This is a genomic window from Microbulbifer maximicatervae (SeqCode) (assembly GCF_056231245.1).
The window spans coordinates 1,172,501-1,192,305 of sequence record NZ_CP174334.1; the positions used below are offsets into that span (position 1 = coordinate 1,172,501).

At 48.4% G+C, this 19,805-nt stretch carries 15 protein-coding genes, 2 rRNA genes and 1 riboswitch (1 of these 18 cut by a window edge); of the genes, 13 read left to right on the plus strand and 4 right to left on the minus strand.

Features of this window, described 5'->3' with window-relative positions; translation table 11 throughout:
• The 3 genes from ACJJIS_RS05095 to ACJJIS_RS05105 form a co-directional block, all read left to right on the plus strand.
• Positions 1–1,793: ribosomal RNA gene (locus tag ACJJIS_RS05095) — 23S ribosomal RNA — on the plus strand (it extends 1,089 nt beyond the left edge of the window).
• Between the two features lie 204 nt (positions 1,794–1,997).
• Positions 1,998–2,113: ribosomal RNA gene (gene rrf, locus ACJJIS_RS05100) — 5S ribosomal RNA — on the plus strand.
• Between the two features lie 29 nt (positions 2,114–2,142).
• A complete protein-coding gene (locus ACJJIS_RS05105; RefSeq protein WP_475709616.1) occupies positions 2,143–2,277 on the plus strand; it encodes a hypothetical protein in 135 nt (44 codons plus the stop codon).
• A 685-nt stretch (positions 2,278–2,962) separates the two neighbouring features.
• Here ACJJIS_RS05105 and ACJJIS_RS05110 read toward each other — a convergent pair.
• Together ACJJIS_RS05110 and ACJJIS_RS05115 are read right to left on the minus strand one after the other, a co-directional pair.
• Complete coding sequence (locus ACJJIS_RS05110; RefSeq protein WP_444907597.1) at positions 2,963–4,078, minus strand: DUF3419 family protein; 1,116 nt, start codon at positions 4,076–4,078, stop codon at positions 2,963–2,965.
• A 26-nt stretch (positions 4,079–4,104) separates the two neighbouring features.
• Positions 4,105–5,247: an SDR family oxidoreductase gene (locus ACJJIS_RS05115; RefSeq protein ID WP_475709617.1), complete on the minus strand. Its 1,143-nt coding sequence runs from the start codon at positions 5,245–5,247 to the stop codon at positions 4,105–4,107.
• A 775-nt stretch (positions 5,248–6,022) separates the two neighbouring features.
• On the opposite strand from ACJJIS_RS05115, the gene ACJJIS_RS05120 reads away from it, so the two are divergent.
• Positions 6,023–7,567 (plus strand): thioredoxin domain-containing protein, encoded by a 1,545-nt coding sequence (locus tag ACJJIS_RS05120; protein WP_475709618.1) that lies wholly within the window; start codon positions 6,023–6,025, stop codon positions 7,565–7,567.
• Between the two features lie 61 nt (positions 7,568–7,628).
• Here the strand turns inward: ACJJIS_RS05120 and ACJJIS_RS05125 are convergent, their stop codons facing one another.
• A complete protein-coding gene (locus ACJJIS_RS05125; protein ID WP_475709619.1) occupies positions 7,629–8,555 on the minus strand; it encodes an SGNH/GDSL hydrolase family protein in 927 nt (308 codons plus the stop codon).
• A 262-nt stretch (positions 8,556–8,817) separates the two neighbouring features.
• A riboswitch (TPP riboswitch) is annotated at positions 8,818–8,916 on the plus strand.
• An 85-nt stretch (positions 8,917–9,001) separates the two neighbouring features.
• Here ACJJIS_RS05125 and thiC point away from each other — a divergent pair.
• The 7 genes from thiC (at position 9,002) to ACJJIS_RS05160 (ending at position 16,135) form a co-directional block, all read left to right on the plus strand.
• Positions 9,002–10,912, plus strand: a complete 1,911-nt coding sequence (thiC, locus tag ACJJIS_RS05130; protein WP_413662875.1) for a phosphomethylpyrimidine synthase ThiC — start codon at positions 9,002–9,004, stop codon at positions 10,910–10,912.
• 111 nt (positions 10,913–11,023) lie between these two features.
• Positions 11,024–12,100 carry a glycine oxidase ThiO gene (gene thiO / locus ACJJIS_RS05135; RefSeq protein ID WP_475709620.1) on the plus strand — a complete coding sequence of 359 codons (1,077 nt, stop codon included), beginning with the start codon at positions 11,024–11,026 and terminating at the stop codon, positions 12,098–12,100.
• The gene (thiS, locus tag ACJJIS_RS05140) at positions 12,100–12,300 is read left to right on the plus strand and encodes a sulfur carrier protein ThiS (protein ID WP_475709621.1); all 201 of its coding nucleotides are present in this window, start codon (positions 12,100–12,102) and stop codon (positions 12,298–12,300) included. The genes thiO and thiS overlap by 1 nt, the downstream gene beginning before the upstream one ends.
• A gap of 2 nt (positions 12,301–12,302) precedes the next feature.
• Positions 12,303–13,109, plus strand: coding sequence for a thiazole synthase (locus ACJJIS_RS05145; RefSeq protein WP_445355916.1), 807 nt, complete (start codon positions 12,303–12,305; stop codon positions 13,107–13,109).
• 7 nt (positions 13,110–13,116) lie between these two features.
• Positions 13,117–14,670 carry a thiamine phosphate synthase gene (gene thiE / locus ACJJIS_RS05150; protein WP_475709622.1) on the plus strand — a complete coding sequence of 518 codons (1,554 nt, stop codon included), beginning with the start codon at positions 13,117–13,119 and terminating at the stop codon, positions 14,668–14,670.
• Entirely contained in the window at positions 14,664–15,413 is a 750-nt protein-coding gene (locus ACJJIS_RS05155; RefSeq protein ID WP_475709623.1) for a HesA/MoeB/ThiF family protein, read from the plus strand. Before thiE ends, ACJJIS_RS05155 begins: the two co-directional genes overlap by 7 nt.
• 248 nt (positions 15,414–15,661) lie before the next feature.
• Positions 15,662–16,135, plus strand: coding sequence for a Dps family protein (locus ACJJIS_RS05160; protein WP_108734073.1), 474 nt, complete (start codon positions 15,662–15,664; stop codon positions 16,133–16,135).
• Positions 16,136–16,168: 33 nt separating this feature from the next.
• Here ACJJIS_RS05160 and ACJJIS_RS05165 read toward each other — a convergent pair whose 3' ends face one another.
• On the minus strand, positions 16,169–17,047 hold the full coding sequence (locus ACJJIS_RS05165; RefSeq protein WP_475709624.1) for a LysR family transcriptional regulator: 879 nt from the start codon (positions 17,045–17,047) through the stop codon (positions 16,169–16,171).
• A 166-nt stretch (positions 17,048–17,213) separates the two neighbouring features.
• Here ACJJIS_RS05165 and ACJJIS_RS05170 point away from each other — a divergent pair, with 166 nt between their 5' ends.
• Positions 17,214–19,193: an acetoacetate--CoA ligase gene (locus ACJJIS_RS05170; protein ID WP_475709625.1), complete on the plus strand. Its 1,980-nt coding sequence runs from the start codon at positions 17,214–17,216 to the stop codon at positions 19,191–19,193.
• 94 nt (positions 19,194–19,287) lie between these two features.
• A complete protein-coding gene (locus ACJJIS_RS05175; protein ID WP_108734070.1) occupies positions 19,288–19,662 on the plus strand; it encodes a hypothetical protein in 375 nt (124 codons plus the stop codon).
• The last annotated feature ends 143 nt before the right edge of the window (positions 19,663–19,805 follow it).

Consider the following 19,805-nt stretch of genomic DNA (forward strand, 5'->3'; position numbering starts at 1 on the left):
TCGAGTCGGCCTGCGCGGAAGATATACCGGGGCTCAAACTGATAACCGAAGCTGCGGATGCTCTTAGGAGCATGGTAGAGGAGCGTTGTGTAAGCCGTTGAAGGTGGATCGGGAGGTCTGCTGGAGGTATCACAAGTGCGAATGCTGACATGAGTAACGATAAGGGAGGTGAAAAACCTCCCCGCCGGAAGACCAAGGGTTCCTGTCCAACGCTAATCGGGACAGGGTTAGTCGACCCCTAAGGCGAGGGCGAAAGCCGTAGTCGATGGGAAACAGGTTAATATTCCTGTACTCGCTATTACTGCGACGGAGTGACGGAGAAGGCTAGGCCGGCATGGCGATTGGTTGTCCATGTTTAAGGTTGTAGGCTGGGGACTTAGGCAAATCCGGGTCCCTAAGGCTGAGAACTGATGACGAAGCCCACTTAGTGGGTGAAGTGGTTGATGCCCTGCTTCCAGGAAAAACTTCTAAGCTTCAGGTAATAGTGAATCGTACTCTAAACCGACACAGGTGGTCAGGTAGAGAATACCAAGGCGCTTGAGAGAACTCTGGTGAAGGAACTAGGCAAAATGGTACCGTAACTTCGGGAGAAGGTACGCCGGTTTTGGTGATGGGACTTGCTCCCTAAGCTGAGGCCGGTCGAAGTGACCAGGTGGCTGCGACTGTTTATTAAAAACATAGCACTCTGCAAACTCGTAAGAGGACGTATAGGGTGTGACGCCTGCCCGGTGCCGGAAGGTTAATTGATGGGGTTAGCTTCGGCGAAGCTCTTGATCGAAGCCCCGGTAAACGGCGGCCGTAACTATAACGGTCCTAAGGTAGCGAAATTCCTTGTCGGGTAAGTTCCGACCTGCACGAATGGCGTAACGATGGCCACGCTGTCTCCACCAGAGACTCAGTGAAATTGAAATCGCTGTTAAGATGCAGTGTACCCGCGGCTAGACGGAAAGACCCCGTGAACCTTTACTACAGCTTTGCACTGAACTTTGAGCCTATTTGTGTAGGATAGGTGGGAGGCTTTGAAGCAGCGACGCTAGTTGTTGTGGAGCCGTCCTTGAAATACCACCCTGGTATGTTTGAGGTTCTAACTCTGGTCCGTTATCCGGATCGAGGACAGTGTATGGTGGGTAGTTTGACTGGGGCGGTCTCCTCCCAAAGAGTAACGGAGGAGTACGAAGGTGCACTCAGCATGGTCGGAAATCATGCAATGAGCATAATGGTATAAGTGCGCTTGACTGCGAGACAGACATGTCGAGCAGGTACGAAAGTAGGTCATAGTGATCCGGTGGTTCTGTATGGAAGGGCCATCGCTCAACGGATAAAAGGTACTCCGGGGATAACAGGCTGATACCGCCCAAGAGTTCACATCGACGGCGGTGTTTGGCACCTCGATGTCGGCTCATCACATCCTGGGGCTGAAGCCGGTCCCAAGGGTATGGCTGTTCGCCATTTAAAGTGGTACGCGAGCTGGGTTTAGAACGTCGTGAGACAGTTCGGTCCCTATCTGCCGTGGGCGTTGGAGATTTGAGAAGAGTTGCTCCTAGTACGAGAGGACCGGAGTGAACGAACCTCTGGTGTTCCGGTTGTCACGCCAGTGGCATTGCCGGGTAGCTATGTTCGGACGGGATAACCGCTGAAAGCATCTAAGCGGGAAGCCTCCTTCAAGATAAGATCTCCCTGAGGCCTTGAGCCTCCTGAAGGGCCGTGGAAGACTACCACGTTGATAGGCTGGGTGTGGAAGCGTTGTGAGGCGTTGAGCTAACCAGTACTAATTGCCCGTGCGGCTTGACCATACAACAGAGATGGTTACTAACGACTAGCTAAGCTAGCGGATTGTGAGTTAGAGACATACGATCGCTTGCGGTGTATTACTACAGATTGTTTTACCGACTTATTTGGGGTTATCGCCGGTCAATAACATGACCGAGGCAAACAAGCGATAACGCGGCAGGCCAAGCACTTTGCTTATAAGACCAACGCCAACCCAAGCCAGTTTGCCTGACGACAATAGAGTTGTGGAACCACCTGATCCCTTGCCGAACTCAGAAGTGAAACGCAACATCGCCGATGGTAGTGTGGGGCTTCCCCATGTGAGAGTAGGTCATCGTCAGGCTTCTAATCCGAAAAGGGCCACCCAATAGGGTGGCCCTTTTTTTATGGCTAAAAATATTTAAAAAAACAAAAAGCAAAAAACAAAAAAATAAGAAAGAGAAAGCAGAAAATACTTGGCAGAAATTAAATGAAAAAAATAAAAGTAACTCTGAAAAAATTTTATGATCAACTTTCTGTTTAAAAAATCAGTCAGTAATTAAAAAAAGAAAAACCTAAAACTACCTGAGCACCTTAAACAGACGCTCTCCTAAAAAGCCTATAAAAATAGGTCTTTACCTACCTCCGTCGCACTTATATAAAAAATCATCCAACAAAAATAACTCGCGTAAAAACCAGAAAAGTACCCATACCACTCCCGCCAAAAATTAAATTTAGCCGGTAAAAATATCGATGATTTTTTAGTCTCTGCAGTAATCCCTTGTAACACGGGGCCTGCAGCCCGTTTATTAAAGTTATACACAACTCTATCCAGACTTTCTGTTAGTAACTCCAGACTGTGGAAATCCGCGTAAAACAAAATCCCTGCAAGTTTCCCTGTTGTTTGGATAGGGTGAAATACTTTTACTACCGGGCAGCACCTGCGCTGCCATGTGAGTCGTGCGCGATCCCGGAGCCGTGCCAGCTTGGAACACTGGAGGCGCCCATAGGGTAGTGTGGGACAGCCCTACCGGTGGTCTAAACCGGTATAGTGGTTTATCAGGCTTCTAATTCGAAAAAGGGCAGTCTAATAGGGCGGCCCTTTTTAGTGCCTGCGCTTGTACTCTAGCTTAGCTGGCGAGTCTTCTATTAGGAATTCCTAAAGGTAGCTGTCATTTAAATTACTGTAACAGCTATACATTGGTGAGGTAATTTAGTGTCCTCTTTTCACTCCAACATTAAAGCTATAAACAAACGATATATCGCTATTATTGAGCTCTTCCTCAAGAACTGGGTTAAAAGAAAATTTATTTTTTATAGAGTCAGGAATTATTCTTTTGGTAATAAAATGGCGCATGCAGAGGATGCTGTTTTCGCTAGCTGCTGAGTATATTGCGTTTAGTAGGGAAACAAAGCTCTTTTCATCAAGATAAGCTGAGACGTCAGAAATGGAGAATTTATCAATTTTATTTTCACAGTTGTATAAATATTGTTCTATCGGTGAGGTTACTATTTCTATGGCTGTTTTATCTAGTGCTCCCTTAATTACTGGGTAGTTATTTTTTTCCAAATATAAAGGCATTCCATATTCGGGGTTGTATTTTCCAGTTAGCAGGAATGTCATAAAGAAATTGTCGAGAACCAGGTGGTTCATTAGAGAGTGGTCCATTCTGCCTAATAAATACTCAGAGATTGACACTTCTTGTGGGATGTGTTCGTAGAACCCAGGATCTTTAAGGAAAGTTCTGAAGAAATATTTATTGGTAAGGAAATGCAAAAATGTTTTCCAGGTTGGGGTATTCCATTTGTTTTTAACAAACTCACGCTGTTCTTCAATGCTTTTTAGGTGAGTTAGAGTTTTTATTTTGCTGGGTCGAATAACTTTAATGATCATACTGATTAACTTGAAGTGCTTTTCGAAAGCGCCTTCATAAATAAACCCTTTTTCAATGATATTTATGTTGTTTGACCAAAATAACTCCGCCTTTTTTGATAAAGAGGATTTTATGTTGTCATAGATGTTTAATCTCTTTTTGCATGGGAGTATTCCTGAGAACCTTAAAAATTCCTCATAATTTAATTTCTGGATGCCAATTTTTTTTAGTTCCAAGAGATAGTTTTGGCTGGGATTCAAGTCAATGGCGGTTATTTTTTTGGGATTACCCAGTAGAAGGCTTAATACGCGATCTCCACCGCCAGTAACACATAAAATACTATCATTTTCATTGATATTTAGAGCTTTAAGCTCTGATCTTGAATCTTCATTTGGCCCTGAGTAACTGATTCTGTTTGCATAATGGGAAAGTGATATGTCACTAGGTTTGTTCATGGCATACCTGATCGGGCTGAATTTAGTTACGCTTGATTTAAAAAATAGTCCACCACTTTGGTCAGATAACTCTTGCTATTACGCCATTGATTCTGAACAGGGTGACCTAAGACTCTTTGGCTATTTGCGCTGCAAAACCTGAAGTCACTGTTTAAAAATGGTCCATTTTGCATTCTATTAATAATCTTAAGTATCCGCCTTTCTTTTTCTGGTAGGCTACTTAACAATACGTGGCTGTCTTGAATTTGCCTTAAATCTAGCTCAAAGTAATCGCGATTAAACTTAACGAATTCGTCGATTGTCATTGGGTTAGAGTCGGCAATATTAAAGTATTGGTTTTTTGTGAGTTCATGGTTGTTTGAAATCTTTAATATTGCATCACAGCAAGTGTCAACCGGAATGACATTGATAAGGCAGTTTGGAAGATATTTTAGGTGAATGGGGGTCTGTACATTCTGTTCTTTTAGTCTATTTAGCAGTTTTACATATTCATAGTAACCGGACTGAGAGTTTGTGTAGCCAGTCACCGAGTCTCCTAGGACAATAGTTGGCCTATAGATGGTGTATTCCAGGTTTTTGGACTTTGCGATTAAGTTCTCTGCTGCATTTTTGGTGTAATCATAAGCATTAAAAAATTCTTTAGGTTGATAGAGTTTTTCCTTTATGGTTACTCCGCTGGCATGATCTTTACCGGCAATAAAACTGGTTGATATTTGGTTGAACCGACATTTTGCTGCTACAGCAACCTCTATTAATCGTTCCACACCGATAACATTTGTATTAATGCTTTGCTGTAGGTTGCTATAGCTATAGCGCATGTCAGCTGCACAATTCCAAATTGAACCAATGTGTAGAGAGAGTAGTTGTCTGTAAGACCTAGAACTTAAGCTGAGCTTTGGCCTGTTCAAGTCTCCTGAAATGATTATAAGTCGGTCGAAATCATTTTTCGAAAGTTTGTAAATAGGATTGGCAAAACTATTTCTTTGTTTTAGTTGCTCGAATCGATCATGAATATCATTTCGCGCAATTAAAACTACATTAAAACCTTTTCGTAATAATCCCCATGTTAAGTACTGGCCTATAAAGCCAAGACCACCAACAACCAGTTGTATTCTTTTCAGGTCTTGTATTTCTGATAATTTTTTAAAGGTATGCTGGCTTTCTTTCATTGATCCATACGAACCAGTCATAGTGGTGAATTAGATGTGTGTTTCTTTAGCCCAAAAGAATTATTCTCCTTGAGAGTTACTTTTACTTTTTTACTGTGGAATATAAAAATTTGGTCTGGTGTCGGGTGTATCTTGAGGGTGCTTATGATTAACACAACTAAGCTATCCATCTATTTAACAAGGTCTATAGGCTCGCTGTGAAGTCAAACGATGGTAATAAGTGGTAGTCGTATCATGGTGATGTTATCCATTGCGAAAGTTGTACCAATAACTCGAGCTATGAATTTTCAGTAGAGTACCGTTGAGTAATCGTAGTACATCTGAGTATTTGGCCGTAGATTGACTGTAGATTCTCTATTTTTACTGTCCCCGTCATAAACGGATCTGGCATCACTGTAGGAGACTTGAATTTATTCTTCCGCTGAAGCGTCTTCTTATAGACGATTTGGAGTTTCCTGCAATCGATACTTTTGGCTATAGCTCTTATTGGATACTTCAATATGATCTATTGCTTGTTTTGGTTTCAAGATTTTCCCATGTAGTTTTAAAAGCGATTTCATATGGGGGACAGTGATCTAAGGATCGAATAGGCTCGCGAAATTACTCAGGGTTAGTTTGTTGGATATTCCCTCTACTGGAGAGACGTTAGCTTAGATGCCAAAAAGCTTGCCTGGTTCTCATTTTTTGAACACGTTCTGAATAAAGCTTGCTGTAAGCGGCTGAAATGAGAATTGGCGGGTAAGATTGGTCAAAACCGGTAAAAGGAGAATTACCAGTGAAGCGACTAAGGGATGTTATAGCAAAGTTAATGGCGTTGGGTATTTTGAGCCTAATGGGGGGGTGTTCAAAGGATGCGGAAATAACAGTAGGAACTAAAGTACTTGATCAGCAACATATAGCTGCACGGATTGATGGCCAGGAGGTCAGCGTAGAGGCCTTGGATAAGGAACTCCAGCTTGTGCTGTATGATATTGCTGAAATGGAGCATAAATTACGGCTCAACAAACTGCATGAAATAATTGCCAAAACAGCAAAAGATGGTCAAGAAATAGAAGTTATGCTTCCCGTTCCAGAGCCACCACGGATTGATCTTGATTATGGCGGGCGCGCCGCTCGAGGAAATCCCGAAGCGCCTATAACAATTGCTGTGTTCTGCTCCTTTCAATCTCCCCACTGTAAATCCTTTCAGCCAACCTTGAGGCGTATGTTGAGTGACTATTCTGGTTGGGTTCGCCAGGTAAATTTTGATTTTCCCCTTAAGTTTCATCGGGAAGGTATCAAAGCTGCTGTTTCAGCTAAGTGTGCTGGTGAGCACAATATTTTTTGGGAATATCACGACGCCTTATACGCAAAAACTCCAAACCTTGGTGAGAAGTCTTACTCCCAGACCGCAAGAAGTTTACTGATTGATAACAAGCAATTTAAAGCCTGTATTGGAGATATGAATTATAAAGAAGTTGTTCTGGGGGATCAGGAAATTGCTTTAGAGCTTGGCCTTACAAATGTGCCGGTTGTTTTTATAAACGGTTTGTATCTAAAGGGCACGCGATCATTTGAGCAATATTCTTACTGGATAGAAAAAGAACTAATCAGGCTTGATATATATCCTCAGAAAAAATATATATGGAAACAACAAAAAGATACTGAGAATCATTTACCTGTTACGGATCTACCTCTTGCCCTGGTAGGAGTTAGTGAATCGAGTATAGAAAGTAAGTCCAAAGCTTTAATAGAAGTAAATGGGCAGAAGGCACAGAGTTTTTCACTGGGGCAGTCTGTTCTTAAAGATGTCGTTCTGAAGAGTTTGAAAGGGCACTATGCCGTTATTGATAATCAGGGATCCCTGGAGCGTCTGCTATTGCAAGGTGAAGAGGGTAATATTATCCCTTTAACTTTGTCCCATCAGCACGATGAGGAGCTGCGCAAACGTATTGAACAGCCTCAGGGAGAAAAGGGTAAAAAGCTAATCGAGCCGGCTGGTGTGTTGACTCTTGGGCAAGAGTGGTTGGTGAAGCAACTCGAACAACGAGAATTCTTGGAGGCTAAATTTATTGAGGCGGAGCTGGAAGTTGAGGGCCACCATTTGATGCGCTTGGAGGGGGTGGCCAACAATGAGTTCTTTACTGCACTTGGATTCGAGGAAAACGATGTGCTGTTGAGGGTCAATGACAGTTGGGTCCACAGTGGTCAGAATAAGCTTTGGAGTGCTCTTACCAGTGGAAAAGTAATTGATGTTGCCTTTATGAGAAAGGGTTTGCCGCATAGATTGCAGTATGTGGTTGAAGAGAGTGGTTACTTTGATGAGGATTTAGGTAAGTGAATTGATTAGGGCCCGCGGTACTTTATTGCGGGCCCTGAATTTACCGAGCAGTAAAAGTTACTTATTTATCCGGATTTCCTTGCCACAGTAGGTCAGCGACAATATTTTGTCCTTGAATGCTTGGGTGGAAACAGTCTCCACCATCAATATCATCTTTATTAAACTGAAAAGTCCCGGCATTTAACTGATCCTCACCGGTATATTCAGCAACAACTTCTACCCCATTCATACCGTTGTAACTTTCTGCTTCCTCAACAAGGATTTCGTTATAACGTTGTTGGGCTGCGGCTATTCCGTTATAACGAGTAGCAAAGCTCTCTCCATTCATCGAGCCGCCATTCGTTGCAATTCGGCAGATTCCGAAAGTCGACCAGACACTCTCGCAATCTACCCGGGAATTACCGCTTTGCTTATCCAGACCTGCTGCCCGGAGATCGTGTACTCGTGGTACTGAGCCGAGTACTATCGTTGAGCCGTTAGGGAGACCATCGACTAATTTGTCCAGTCCAGCTTGAACTGCCGAGCGCCACTCGCTATCGGTGTAGAGTGGATCGTTACAGTTGGCTGGATCGACGCAATCCCGGTTACAGATGTCATTACCGCCCAATACTACCTCGACATGATCAGGTAAATTACTTTGGGATAGAATCCGATCGGCTTGAGTGGAGAAATTGTCGCCTCCACTACGCATCTCAGCACCGGATTCCGCTGCACTTTTATTGGCAGCCATATTGGGGTAGCTAACTTTATATTTATCGTGAACACTCTCCACTGAATTGTCGTCGCCGTCAAACCAGGAATGCTCGGGTTGGTCCCCGCCGAGAAGACAAAACAGGTCCCAGAAATACTTATTGCGGGTACAGTCTGCACCGAATGCCATGGTAATACTGTCACCCGCAGCAACAGACTTGGAGGGGGCTGCCATTGCTGGCTGTATCGATAAGATGCTCAAACAGAGCGTTACTAGAACTCCATATTTATTCAACATTGTATTTTCTCCCACACCGACTTTCGCCGTAAGTTGTTATCGTTTTATTCACTGCTCCGGTAAACGAGAAGGAGTGTAGGACGCACTCAGATATTGTGAGTGATGAATGCTTGAGACCCTTTGGTCAGTTATCAATAAATTGAAGTCTGTTGGAGTTTTGTCGCCAAGAGCATTGATTACTTTATTGGCGTTTAAAAGCTTTACTTTTTCTGGCACAGTTTTATGCCATCTGTTTTTCTTCGGGCGCTTCCACTATACTGCGCTCTACTTGTCGGAGTGCCTGTGGGCTGAGATCGCTGTTGCGAGATCCGTTGAACCTGATCGGGGTAACCCCCGCGTAGGGAACAAGATCTGAAGTCGCCTGTTTTGTTACAGTTTGGCGTCTTTTCTCTTTGTGTGTGCCCTGGATGCTGCGACCTTTAAATTTCCAAGTTTTAAGGTTACGCATGTCTGAGATCATTGAACAATCCGGTAAAGCCGGAAAGTCCTCCCGCGCTGCCAGTCGCGATTCCGCTAAAGAATTTCTTGAAAATCTCACGGTTCAATCTTTCCCCAACTCGAGCAAGGTGTATTTGCCCGGAGAAACTCCCGACATTCAGGTTGGTGCTCGTCAGATCTGTTTGGGAGATAGTTTGGTAGGGGGGGATGCAGAGAATCCGGTGTTTGAACCCAATGAGCCCCTAACCATTTACGACACTTCGGGCCCCTACTCCGAGCCCAATTTTAAAGTGGACGTACGGGAAGGGTTGCCCAAATTGCGCCAGGGCTGGATAGAGGCCCGCAGAGATACTGAACTGCTGGACTCTCGCCAAGCGGCCTACAGCCAGAAGCGTATGGCGGACCAGGGGCTGGATCATATCCGCTTTGAAAACCTTCCCAGCCCTCGCCGGGCCAAACCGGGACAGAATGTATCTCAGATGCACTATGCCCGCCGCGGCATTATTACCCCAGAGATGGAATTTATCGCAGTGCGCGAAAATATGGGGCGAGCCAAGTTGGCAGCGGAAATGAGTGAAAGTGAATACCAGAAGGCACGTGATGGTATTTACATCCCCGAGCAAATCACGCCGGAATTTGTGCGCCGGGAAGTTGCAGAGGGGCGGGCAATTATCCCGGCGAATATTAATCACCCGGAAGTGGAGCCGATGATTATCGGGCGCAACTTCCTGTGCAAGGTGAATGCAAATATTGGTAACTCGGCTGTGACTTCTTCCATTGAAGAGGAAGTGGAGAAACTGGTTTGGTCTACCAAGTGGGGCGCGGACACGGTGATGGATCTGTCTACCGGTGCCAATATCCACGAAACCCGCGAGTGGATTCTGCGCAACTCGCCAGTGCCCATCGGTACTGTGCCGATTTACCAGGCGCTGGAGAAAGTAAACGGAATTGCTGAAGATCTTAACTGGGATGTGTTCCGCGACACCTTGATTGAGCAGGCGGAGCAGGGGGTGGATTACTTCACTATTCATGCTGGTGTGCTTTTGCGCTATGTGCCGCTCACTGCCAAACGTATGACCGGGATTGTCTCTCGCGGTGGTTCCATTATGGCCAAATGGTGTCTCGCCCATCACCAAGAGAATTTCCTCTACACCCACTTCGAGGAAATCTGCGAGATTATGAAGGCTTACGATGTGAGCTTTAGTCTCGGTGATGGCCTGCGCCCGGGCTCCATTGCGGATGCTAACGATGAAGCCCAGTTTGGCGAGCTGCACACGCTTGGCGAGCTGACTGAAATTGCCTGGAAGCACGATGTTCAGACGATGATCGAAGGCCCCGGTCATGTGGCTATCCATAAGATCAAAGAAAATATGGATGAGCAGCTGAAGCACTGCCACGGCGCACCTTTCTACACGCTAGGTCCATTGACCACGGATATTGCTCCCGGCTACGACCACATTACTTCCGGCATCGGCGCTGCACTTATCGGCACCTACGGTTGCGCCATGCTCTGCTATGTGACCCCCAAAGAGCACCTGGGTCTACCCAATAAAGAGGATGTTAAAGAGGGCCTTATGGCCTATAAGATTGCGGCTCATGCCGCAGACTTGGCCAAAGGGCATCCTCGGGCACAGAAGCGCGATGACGCCCTGTCAAAAGCTCGCTTTGAATTCCGTTGGGAAGACCAGTTCAACCTCGGCTTGGATCCGGAGCGGGCACGCACCTATCACGATGAAACCTTGCCAAAGGAATCTGGCAAGGTAGCTCACTTCTGCTCCATGTGCGGCCCGAAATTCTGCTCCATGAAAATTACCCAGGATGTGCGCGATTATGCGGCCAAGCAGGAAGCGGCACAGGGCATGGAGGAAATGTCGATTAAATTTAAGGACATGGGTAGCGAGATTTATCACAAGGGCTAATGAGTATTTTGGGGGAGAGTCCTCTCCCCCAAGAATCGGATAGCAAAAGTACGGTGAGTGCATAGCGCATATCGCTGGGTGTCGATTTGGATTTGCGAAGATAGGTGGTCTGTGACAAGCGAAACCAAAGCCAAAGTAGCTATTGCCGGTGGCGGCCTGTTAGGTCGCTTGCTCGCCTGGCGGCTCTGCCAACGGGAACTGGATATTACCCTGTTTGAAGCGGGTGATCTGTCGGCACCAGTCGGGGGAGCTTGCTGGACGGCAGCGGGAATGATCTCACCACTATCGGAATTGGTGCACAGCGATAAACAGGTTTACAACCTGGGGCTGAAAAGCCTTGAGCTTTGGTCTGAGTGGGTCCGGCAGTTGGAGGAGCAGAGCGGGCAGGACGTGGAATACCGCCGAGCGGGCTCAGTGCTGGTTGCTCATGGCAAGGATAAAAGTGAGCTGCTGCAATTCCTGAGGGAGCTACAGGGCAAGTTGGGCGAGTCTGCCAGGGAGCAGGTGCAGCCACTCGATTGCAATACTTTAGCGAAATTAGAGCCCTCCTTACACGGCTTTGAACAGGGGCTTTACCTGCGGGGTGAGGCGGATATCAATAATCTCCGCCTATTGCCTGCGTTACTCAGAGTATTGCGCCGAGGCGCAGTCACTCTGCGAGAGCAGAGCAAGGTAAATTGCGAAGCCGGGTATATCTCTGTGAACTCGGAATGCGAACAATTTGATTGCGTGATCGACTGCCGTGGTCTCGGTGCCAAGGGGCAGATTGAAGGCTTACGCGGTGTCCGTGGTGAGGTGATGGTGGTGGAATCCCGGGAAGTGGTTTTGCAGCGTCCAGTGCGCCTGCTCCACCCGCGCTATAAGCTCTATGCTGTACCCCGAAGCGATGGACGCACAGTAATTGGCGCCACGGAAATTGAGAGTGAAGACCAGTCGCCCATTTCCGTGCGCTCCAGTATGGAATTGTCTTCCGCGCTTTACTCCCTCAACCCGGCTTTTGCCGAGGCTCGTATTGTTGAGACCCGCGTAAATTGTCGCCCCGCCACTATGGATAATATGCCTTATATCCACAGCGAGGACGGGCTGATTAGGGTGAATGGCCTTTACCGTCACGGTTATCTTTTAGCGCCGGCAGTAGTGGAGCAAGTGGAGAATCAAGTGGCACAACAACTGTTACAGGTGGTTTGATGCAGGTACTAATTAATGGGGAAACACAGAGCCTTGAATCCCCGCTAAAACTCTCTGCGCTTTTACAGCAGCTCGGCTATCGCGGAGAAACGTTTGCCGTTGCGATCAACGGTGGATTTATTCCCCGTACGGAATATAGCAATACTGAGATAAATAACGGCGATAGCCTGGATATTGTTGCTCCGGTAGTGGGGGGGTAAAGGTGAGCGATCTATTAACACTTTACGGAAAAACATTTAACAGCCGGCTTTTGGTGGGCACTGCCCTGTATCCCTCCCCAGCGATTATGCGCGAATCGGTGCAAGCCTCAGCTTCAGAAATTATTACTTTGTCTCTTCGCCGGCAAAATCCGGCACAGCAGCAGGACAATCGATTTTGGGATTATATTCGCGAGTCCGGTTGTCAGTTGTTGCCCAATACCGCCGGTTGTAAATCGCCGCGAGAAGCGGTGGAGCTGGCAAAAATGTCCCAGGAAATTTTCCAGACCGATTGGCTCAAGCTGGAAGTGATTGGCGATGATTACAATTTGCAGCCAGACCCCTTTGGTCTGGTAGAAGCTGCGCGGGAATTAATTCAGTTAGGCTTCAAGGTTTTGCCTTATTGCACAGATGACCTGGTTCTGTGTCGAAAACTTTTGGATGTGGGTTGCGAGGTATTAATGCCCTGGGGGGCTCCCATCGGTACCGGGCAGGGCTTGCTCAATAAATATAACCTGCAAACACTGAGCGAGCGCCTGAGTGATGTACCGCTTATTATTGACGCCGGAATCGGTGCGCCATCACAGGCGGCAGAAGCGCTGGAGATGGGCTTTGATGCGGTGTTATTGAATACCGCGATTGCAAAAGCCCAGGATCCGGTACTGATGGCTAATGCCTTTAAACTGGCTGTGGAATCCGGGCGCGCCGCCTTTAATGCCGGCTTGATGCTCAGGCGTCAAACTGCCAGCCCCAGTACCCCCACCCTGGATATGCCTTTCTGGCAGCAGGCAGAGAGCATATTGCAGGATTAGTATTTTTATGCGCGATCAACTCCAATTGAAAAAGCCAATTGTCTGGACCATTGCCGGCAGTGACTCCGGCGGTGGCGCCGGCATTCAGGCGGACCTGCTGACTTTTGCCGATCTCGGCTGCCATGGTTGCAGTGCTATCACGGCCAATACCGCACAGAATACGGTGGAAGTCACTGCAATTAATGCAGTTTCCCTAGAGGTCTTGGCTTCACAATTGCGGGCCTTACAGCGGGATCTATTTCCTGCCGCAATTAAAATCGGTCTGCTAGCGAATGCTGAACAAGTTGTTGCGGTGGCAGATTTTCTGCGCCAGCTGAAAGCGGTGCAGCCGGTTCCGGTTATTTACGACCCGGTTGCTGTTGCTACCAACGGAGCCAGGCTCACCGAAGGGAATATTACCGCAACGGTGTTGGCTCAGTTGATGCCACAGTGTGATCTGGTCACTCCCAATTTACATGAATTGGAATGGCTTACCGGAGCCAGTGTCACTGGTGCGGAATCTATTGTGCAAGCTGCGCGTCAGTTGCACGCCCACGGCGGTACTGCAATTTTAGTTACCGGCGGCCATACGCAGTTGCGTGCGGGAGAAGTTGCCGACTTACTGTGGGATGGTGAAAAAGCCGATTGGTTTATTGGCCGGGAAGTGTCCAGTACGGGCACACATGGCACTGGCTGCACCCTGTCCTCCGCTATTGCCGCCTGCCGCGCTTTGGGCTACCCGTTGCGAGATGCCTGCGTTGTGGGTAAAGCCTATGTTCAGCGGGGCTTGCGTCGGGGAAATAATGCACATATCGGCGCTGGTGCTGGACCTGTAGGTCATTGTGGCTGGCCTCTGGATTTAATCGACTTCCCGGAGATTTTGGTGCCGGGAGAAGAGCGTGCGCTGGATTATGGTTTTGGTGCGGCCCAGCCTCTTGTTCAAGGGTTTGCCCAAACAGACTCTCAAGCATTGGGTTTATATCCGGTAGTGGATACAGTGGAGTGGTTGCAGCGCCTGGCTGAGCTGGGGGTGCGTACTTTACAGCTGCGAATAAAGAATCCGGGTGGGGACCTGCGCGCACAGATTGAGAGGGCAGTGGCTATTGGCAGGGCGTATAACCTGCGCCTGTTTATCAATGATTACTGGCAGTTGGCGATTGAGTGCGGTGCCTACGGCGTGCATTTGGGCCAGGAGGATTTGCAGTCTGCTGATCTGAGGGCAATTCAAGCGGCAGGATTGAAGCTGGGTATCAGTACCCACGGCTTCTATGAATTACTGTTGGCCTACCGTTATCGCCCCAGTTACTTGGCGATTGGTGCAATTTATGCAACCAACACCAAGGATATGTCGGATCAGTTGCAGGGCGTGCAGAAACTTGCGCGAATGGCCGCACTATTGCCCGATTATCCACTCGTGGCAATTGGTGGTATTAATATGCAGCGGGCCGGTGAGGTTATCGCTAGTGGCGTTGGCAGTATCGCCGTGGTCAGCGCTATAACTAAAGCGGAAGATTACAAGCAGGCGGTTGCCGATTTTAATGTCCTGTTGAAAGGTAAGCATGCGGAAGTAGAGCCATGTTAAGTAGTAAGGAATTACAGCGTTACAGTCGCCAGATAATGTTGCCCCAGGTGGGTGAAGAGGGACAGAAAAAGCTGTCTTCTGCTCGAATTATGATTGTTGGTTTAGGTGGGCTCGGCAGCCCGGCAGCGATGTATCTGGCCGCAGCCGGTATTGGAGAGTTGCACCTAGTGGATGGTGATCATATCGATCTCTCCAATTTACAGCGCCAGGTTTTGTACAAAACCAATCACCAGGGAAAATCCAAAGCCATGGTGGCTGCACAACAATTGGCTGCAGCCAATCCAACTATTCGCATTCACCCCCACAACCAAATGGCGAATGAATCCTGGCTGCTTGAGCAGGTAAAACAGGTGGATCTGGTGTTGGACTGCACCGATAACCTGGAAATCCGCCATACGATCAACCGGGTTTGTTATCAGGCAGGGTGTCCGGTGGTAATGGCATCGGTGCAGGGGTTTTCCGGCCAGCTGATTAGTTTTGATTTTTCTGAAGGAAAAGGCCCTTGTTATGCCTGCCTGTTTCCGCCCCAGGAGCAGGCTGAAGTCCAGAACTGCTCTACAGCAGGTGTGATCGGTCCTGCGCTGGGGGTAGTTGGTAGCATGCAGGCTCTGGAGGCCATGAAATACCTGATGGATTTGCCGGTATCGAGCTTGAATAAATTGCACTTAATCGAGACGGAAACCTTAGCCCTGCAAACTTTGCAGCTGCCGAGCCATAGTAATTGCCCGGTTTGTAGTGCCTGATTTCTTGTGTTGCCAGCAGGGGGCTCGATAAATAGTTTTATTTGGAGAGTCCCTTATTGGCAATGTCTTGTCGCAAAATTTTCTTCCAATAGCCGGGTTAAAATTCACGCCATTTTTGTACCTTATAAATCTTACTTGTCTATATAAATAAGCTATTGGCTCGATAGCTTGTGAGAAGTGAATAAAGGTACCAAAATGGCCTCATAACCATTTCGGTGACAACAGTTTTTGGAAGAGGGATTTGTGTTATGAAAAAAATCGATATTGGTATCAGTGAAAAGGATCGGGAAAAGATTGCTGCCGGTTTGAAACATTTGTTGGCAGATAGCTACACCCTTTACCTGCAAACCCACAACTTCCACTGGAATGTTACTGGGCCTCTGTTCCGCGAATTACACCTGATGTTTGAAGAGCATTACACCGAGCTGGCCACTGCGGTGGATGATATTGCCGAGCGCATTCGTACCCTCGGGGTTTCCGCTCCCGGTACTTACCAGGCTTTTGCTCAACTCAGCTCCATCAAAGAAGTTGTTGAGGTACCACCGGCGGAAGAAATGGTAAAAATTCTCACTAAAGGGCATGAACAGGTGATCAAAACCTGTCGTGAAGTTTTAAAAGATGCCCAGGCGGGAGAAGATGAATCCACAGTTGCCCTGGTATCTGATCGTATGAGAGTTCACGAGAAAACGGCTTGGATGCTGCGCGCAACCAGCAGTCACTAGTCGCTCAAATAAGTAGAGGCACTTTTATAGACCTCAACCAGTAATCGCGGATAAAAACGCGGTTGCTGGTGCCGACAAGGTGCCTCGGCTCTTTAATAATATCCCCACCTCCTGGCTCACTACTGGTGCCGATAGCGGCAGGGATTCCAGCCCATATTCCCGAACCTGTGTTTCACACAAGCTCGGTACAGCACTAATCCCCATTCCCGCACGTACTAACTGGCCGATTGTGCTTAGTTGATTAGCTTCGCAGATATAGTGAACGCCTTTGCCACTTTGCCCGAAGGCCTCATCGGTCCAGCGCCTCACCGCTGAGCCGCGGTTCATAGCTATAAAAGGAAAACTGGCCAGGTCACTCCAGCGCACTTTTCCTTTTTCGCTGAGGGGGTGCTGGGGTGGCATGACTGCGATAAAACGATCCCTGTGTAGGGGCACAAACTCAAGCCCGCCTAAATCCTCGGGGCGAAAACTGATGCCCAGCTCTGCCCGGCCATCTTGCACCGCTTGGGTTACTCGCTCCATCACCACATCTTCCAGCAGGATATTGATTTGTGGGTGTTGGCGGTGAAAATTGGCTAATAATTGGGGGAGTTGGTTGAGCGCATAGGCGGGAATTACTGCTAGGCGCAACTGCCCTCGCTCCAGACGAAAGGCCTGCTGTATCGCATCCAGGGATTGATCCCAGTTGTGCAATAGTTGTTCGGCGCGGGAGAGAAATTCCTCGCCCTCTGGGGTGAGAGCGAGTTGGCGGGCTTCTCGACTGAAAAGAGGGCCGCCAGTCGCATCCTCCAGGTTGCGGATGGCAATGGACAGGGCTGGCTGGGAAGTGTGCAACTGAGCGCTGGCCTGGGCCAGGCTGCGGCTGCGGGCCACTGTGACAAAGGCGCGTAGTTGTTTGATCGTGGCACTCACAGCGGCAGGTTCCTGGGGAATTGATAGATTTAGCTATGTTAACTTTTATTTAACAAATCTAAAAAAGATTAAAATAGTTTTAAGTGGTGGGGCAGGGCATGATTGCTCCCCTTGTGCCCGAGAGGGCGATTTGAAAACACAATAATGAGCCACAAGGTCTGTTGAAATGAAGGACAACTCCCAACCGCTCTGGCAACCCAGCGCAGAGGCTATTGCCGCCACTCAGATGGATGAATTTCGTCTCAGGGTCAACCAGCAATATCAGCTGGATCTCAATGATTACGCGGCCTTATATCAGTGGTCAGTAGATAATCGCGAAGCTTTCTGGCAGGAGTTGTGGGATTACACCGGAGTTATTGCTGCAGATAAGGGTGATGAGACACTCAGTAACGATTCCATGCCCGGAGCGCAGTGGTTTCCACAGGCACGCCTGAACTTTGCTGAGAACCTGCTGCGATATCGCGATGACAAGGCTGCCCTGGTCGAGCGCCTGGAGAACGGTAGCCGCCGCGAGCTGAGCTACAAGGAGCTGTACGATCGGGTGGAGCGCCTGTCAGCGGCCCTCGTTGCCCAGGGCGTTGTTGAGGGAGATCGGGTAGCGGGTTTTATGCCCAATGTGATCGATACCGTAGTGGCCATGCTGGCCACCACCAGCCTCGGAGCTATCTGGACCTCCTGCTCACCAGACTTTGGTATCAATGGAGTATTTGACCGCTTTGGCCAGGTGCAGCCGAAAGTGCTATTTGCCTGTGAAGGATACTTCTATAACGGCAAGGTTATTGATTCATTGCCGCGTCTGCGCGAGATCATGCAGCGAATCGAATCCATAGAAACTTTGGTAGTGGTGCCGGTTGCTCGCTCAGAAGAGGAAACTGCTCAGGTACTAGCGGCAGAGCCGCTGGGTAAGGCGGTACTACTGCAAGCTTTTGAAGCAGCGGCGCCCGCTCGCGCACTCTCCTTTGTACAAACAGAATTTAATCACCCCCTGTACATCATGTACTCCTCAGGTACTACTGGTGTACCCAAGTGCATCGTCCATGGAGTGGGGGGCACTTTGCTCCAGCACCTGAAGGAGCATCGCTTGCATGGCGATCTGCGCCGTGAGGATACACTTTTCTACTTCACCACCTGTGGCTGGATGATGTGGAACTGGCTGGTGAGTGGCCTGGCTTGTGGGGTGACTCTAGTGCTGTTTGATGGCTCACCTTTCTACCCTTCATCCCAAAGTCTATGGGATATGACCGATGAAGAGGGAATCAGTGTGTTTGGCACCAGTGCCAAATATATTGCTGCGCTGGAGAAGAGTGGCTGCAAACCCCGGGAGACCCACAAACTGGAGAAATTGCGTGCGGTGCTCTCCACAGGCTCTCCGCTGACCCACGAAGGCTTCCGCTATGTCTACAGAGATATAAAAGCAGATCTCTGCTTATCCTCTATTTCCGGCGGCACCGATATTGTGTCTTGCTTTGCCCTTGGCAACCCAACTCTACCGGTCTATGCCGGTGAATTGCAGTGTCGCGGCTTGGGTATGGCGGTGGAAGTCTGGAATGATACAGGCAGTGCAGTGGTTGAAGAGAAAGGGGAGCTGGTTTGCTCCAAATCCTTCCCCTGTATGCCGATTGGCTTCTGGAACGATCCAGATGGAGCCAAGTACCGCGGTGCTTACTTTGATAATTGGCCTGGTGTGTGGGCGCATGGGGACTATGCCGAGATTACGGTACACGGTGGTGTTGTGATCTATGGCCGCTCCGATGCAGTACTTAATCCCGGCGGTGTGCGTATCGGAACCGCAGAGATTTACCGCCAGGTGGAGAAAGTCGAGGAGGTGCTCGATAGTATCTGTATCGGCCAGCCCTGGCACGACGATGTACGGGTAGTGCTGTTTGTGGTTTTGCGAGAGGGTATTGTACTGGACGAGGGTCTGACCCAGAAAATCCGCTCCACGATTCGCGCCAATACCACGCCTCGCCATGTACCGGCAAAGGTGATCCAGGTGGCGGATATTCCTAAAACTATCAGCGGTAAGATTGTGGAACTGGCTGTGCGCAATGTGGTGGAGGGTAAACCGGTTAAAAATATGGAGGCCCTGGCCAACCCTGAAGCCTTATCGCTATTTGAAAAGCTGCCGGAGTTGGCAGAGGAGTAAGTTAGGGAGCGTAACCCGGCGCCATTTAGTTTGCTGCGGTTCTGCGCTACCCTTCACTTTATAAACACCAATAATTCACGGTAGAAAAACAGTCATGGTTACTTATTTGTACTGGGCAGCGGTGATTGCCCTGGTTATTGCTTCTCTTTTTATCGGCAGTCGCCTGGGCAGCCTTAAGATCGGCGCAATCGTGGCTGCGGTTTTCTTTGTTGGCGGCTGGCTTGCCTACTACTTTCACTATGAGCAGGTTTTCGTGAAGCGTTTTGGCGGGGTCATGCGTATCTCTGTGCCCGATGGGTACCGCCATATCGGCGCCACCTGGAAAGAAGATAATTTGTGGATCGAGAATTATAACCCCAAGACTAACCAGTGTATTTTCACTGAGTATTCCAAAGGAAATATTCTGGAAGGGCGGGTGATTATCCAGGATTGTAATCCCTTAATGCCCAGCCAAGGCACTCAGCCATAGAAGTCCCAAACGCCGAATCGGCTTATTGGCTGCTCAATAAGTCGATTTAATTATCCAAGCTGTTGTCATCAGCTGGATATTCCAGCCTACGGAGGGAACGGATACCCGGATTTTTTGCGGAGTAGCCGCTACTGACATTGGAT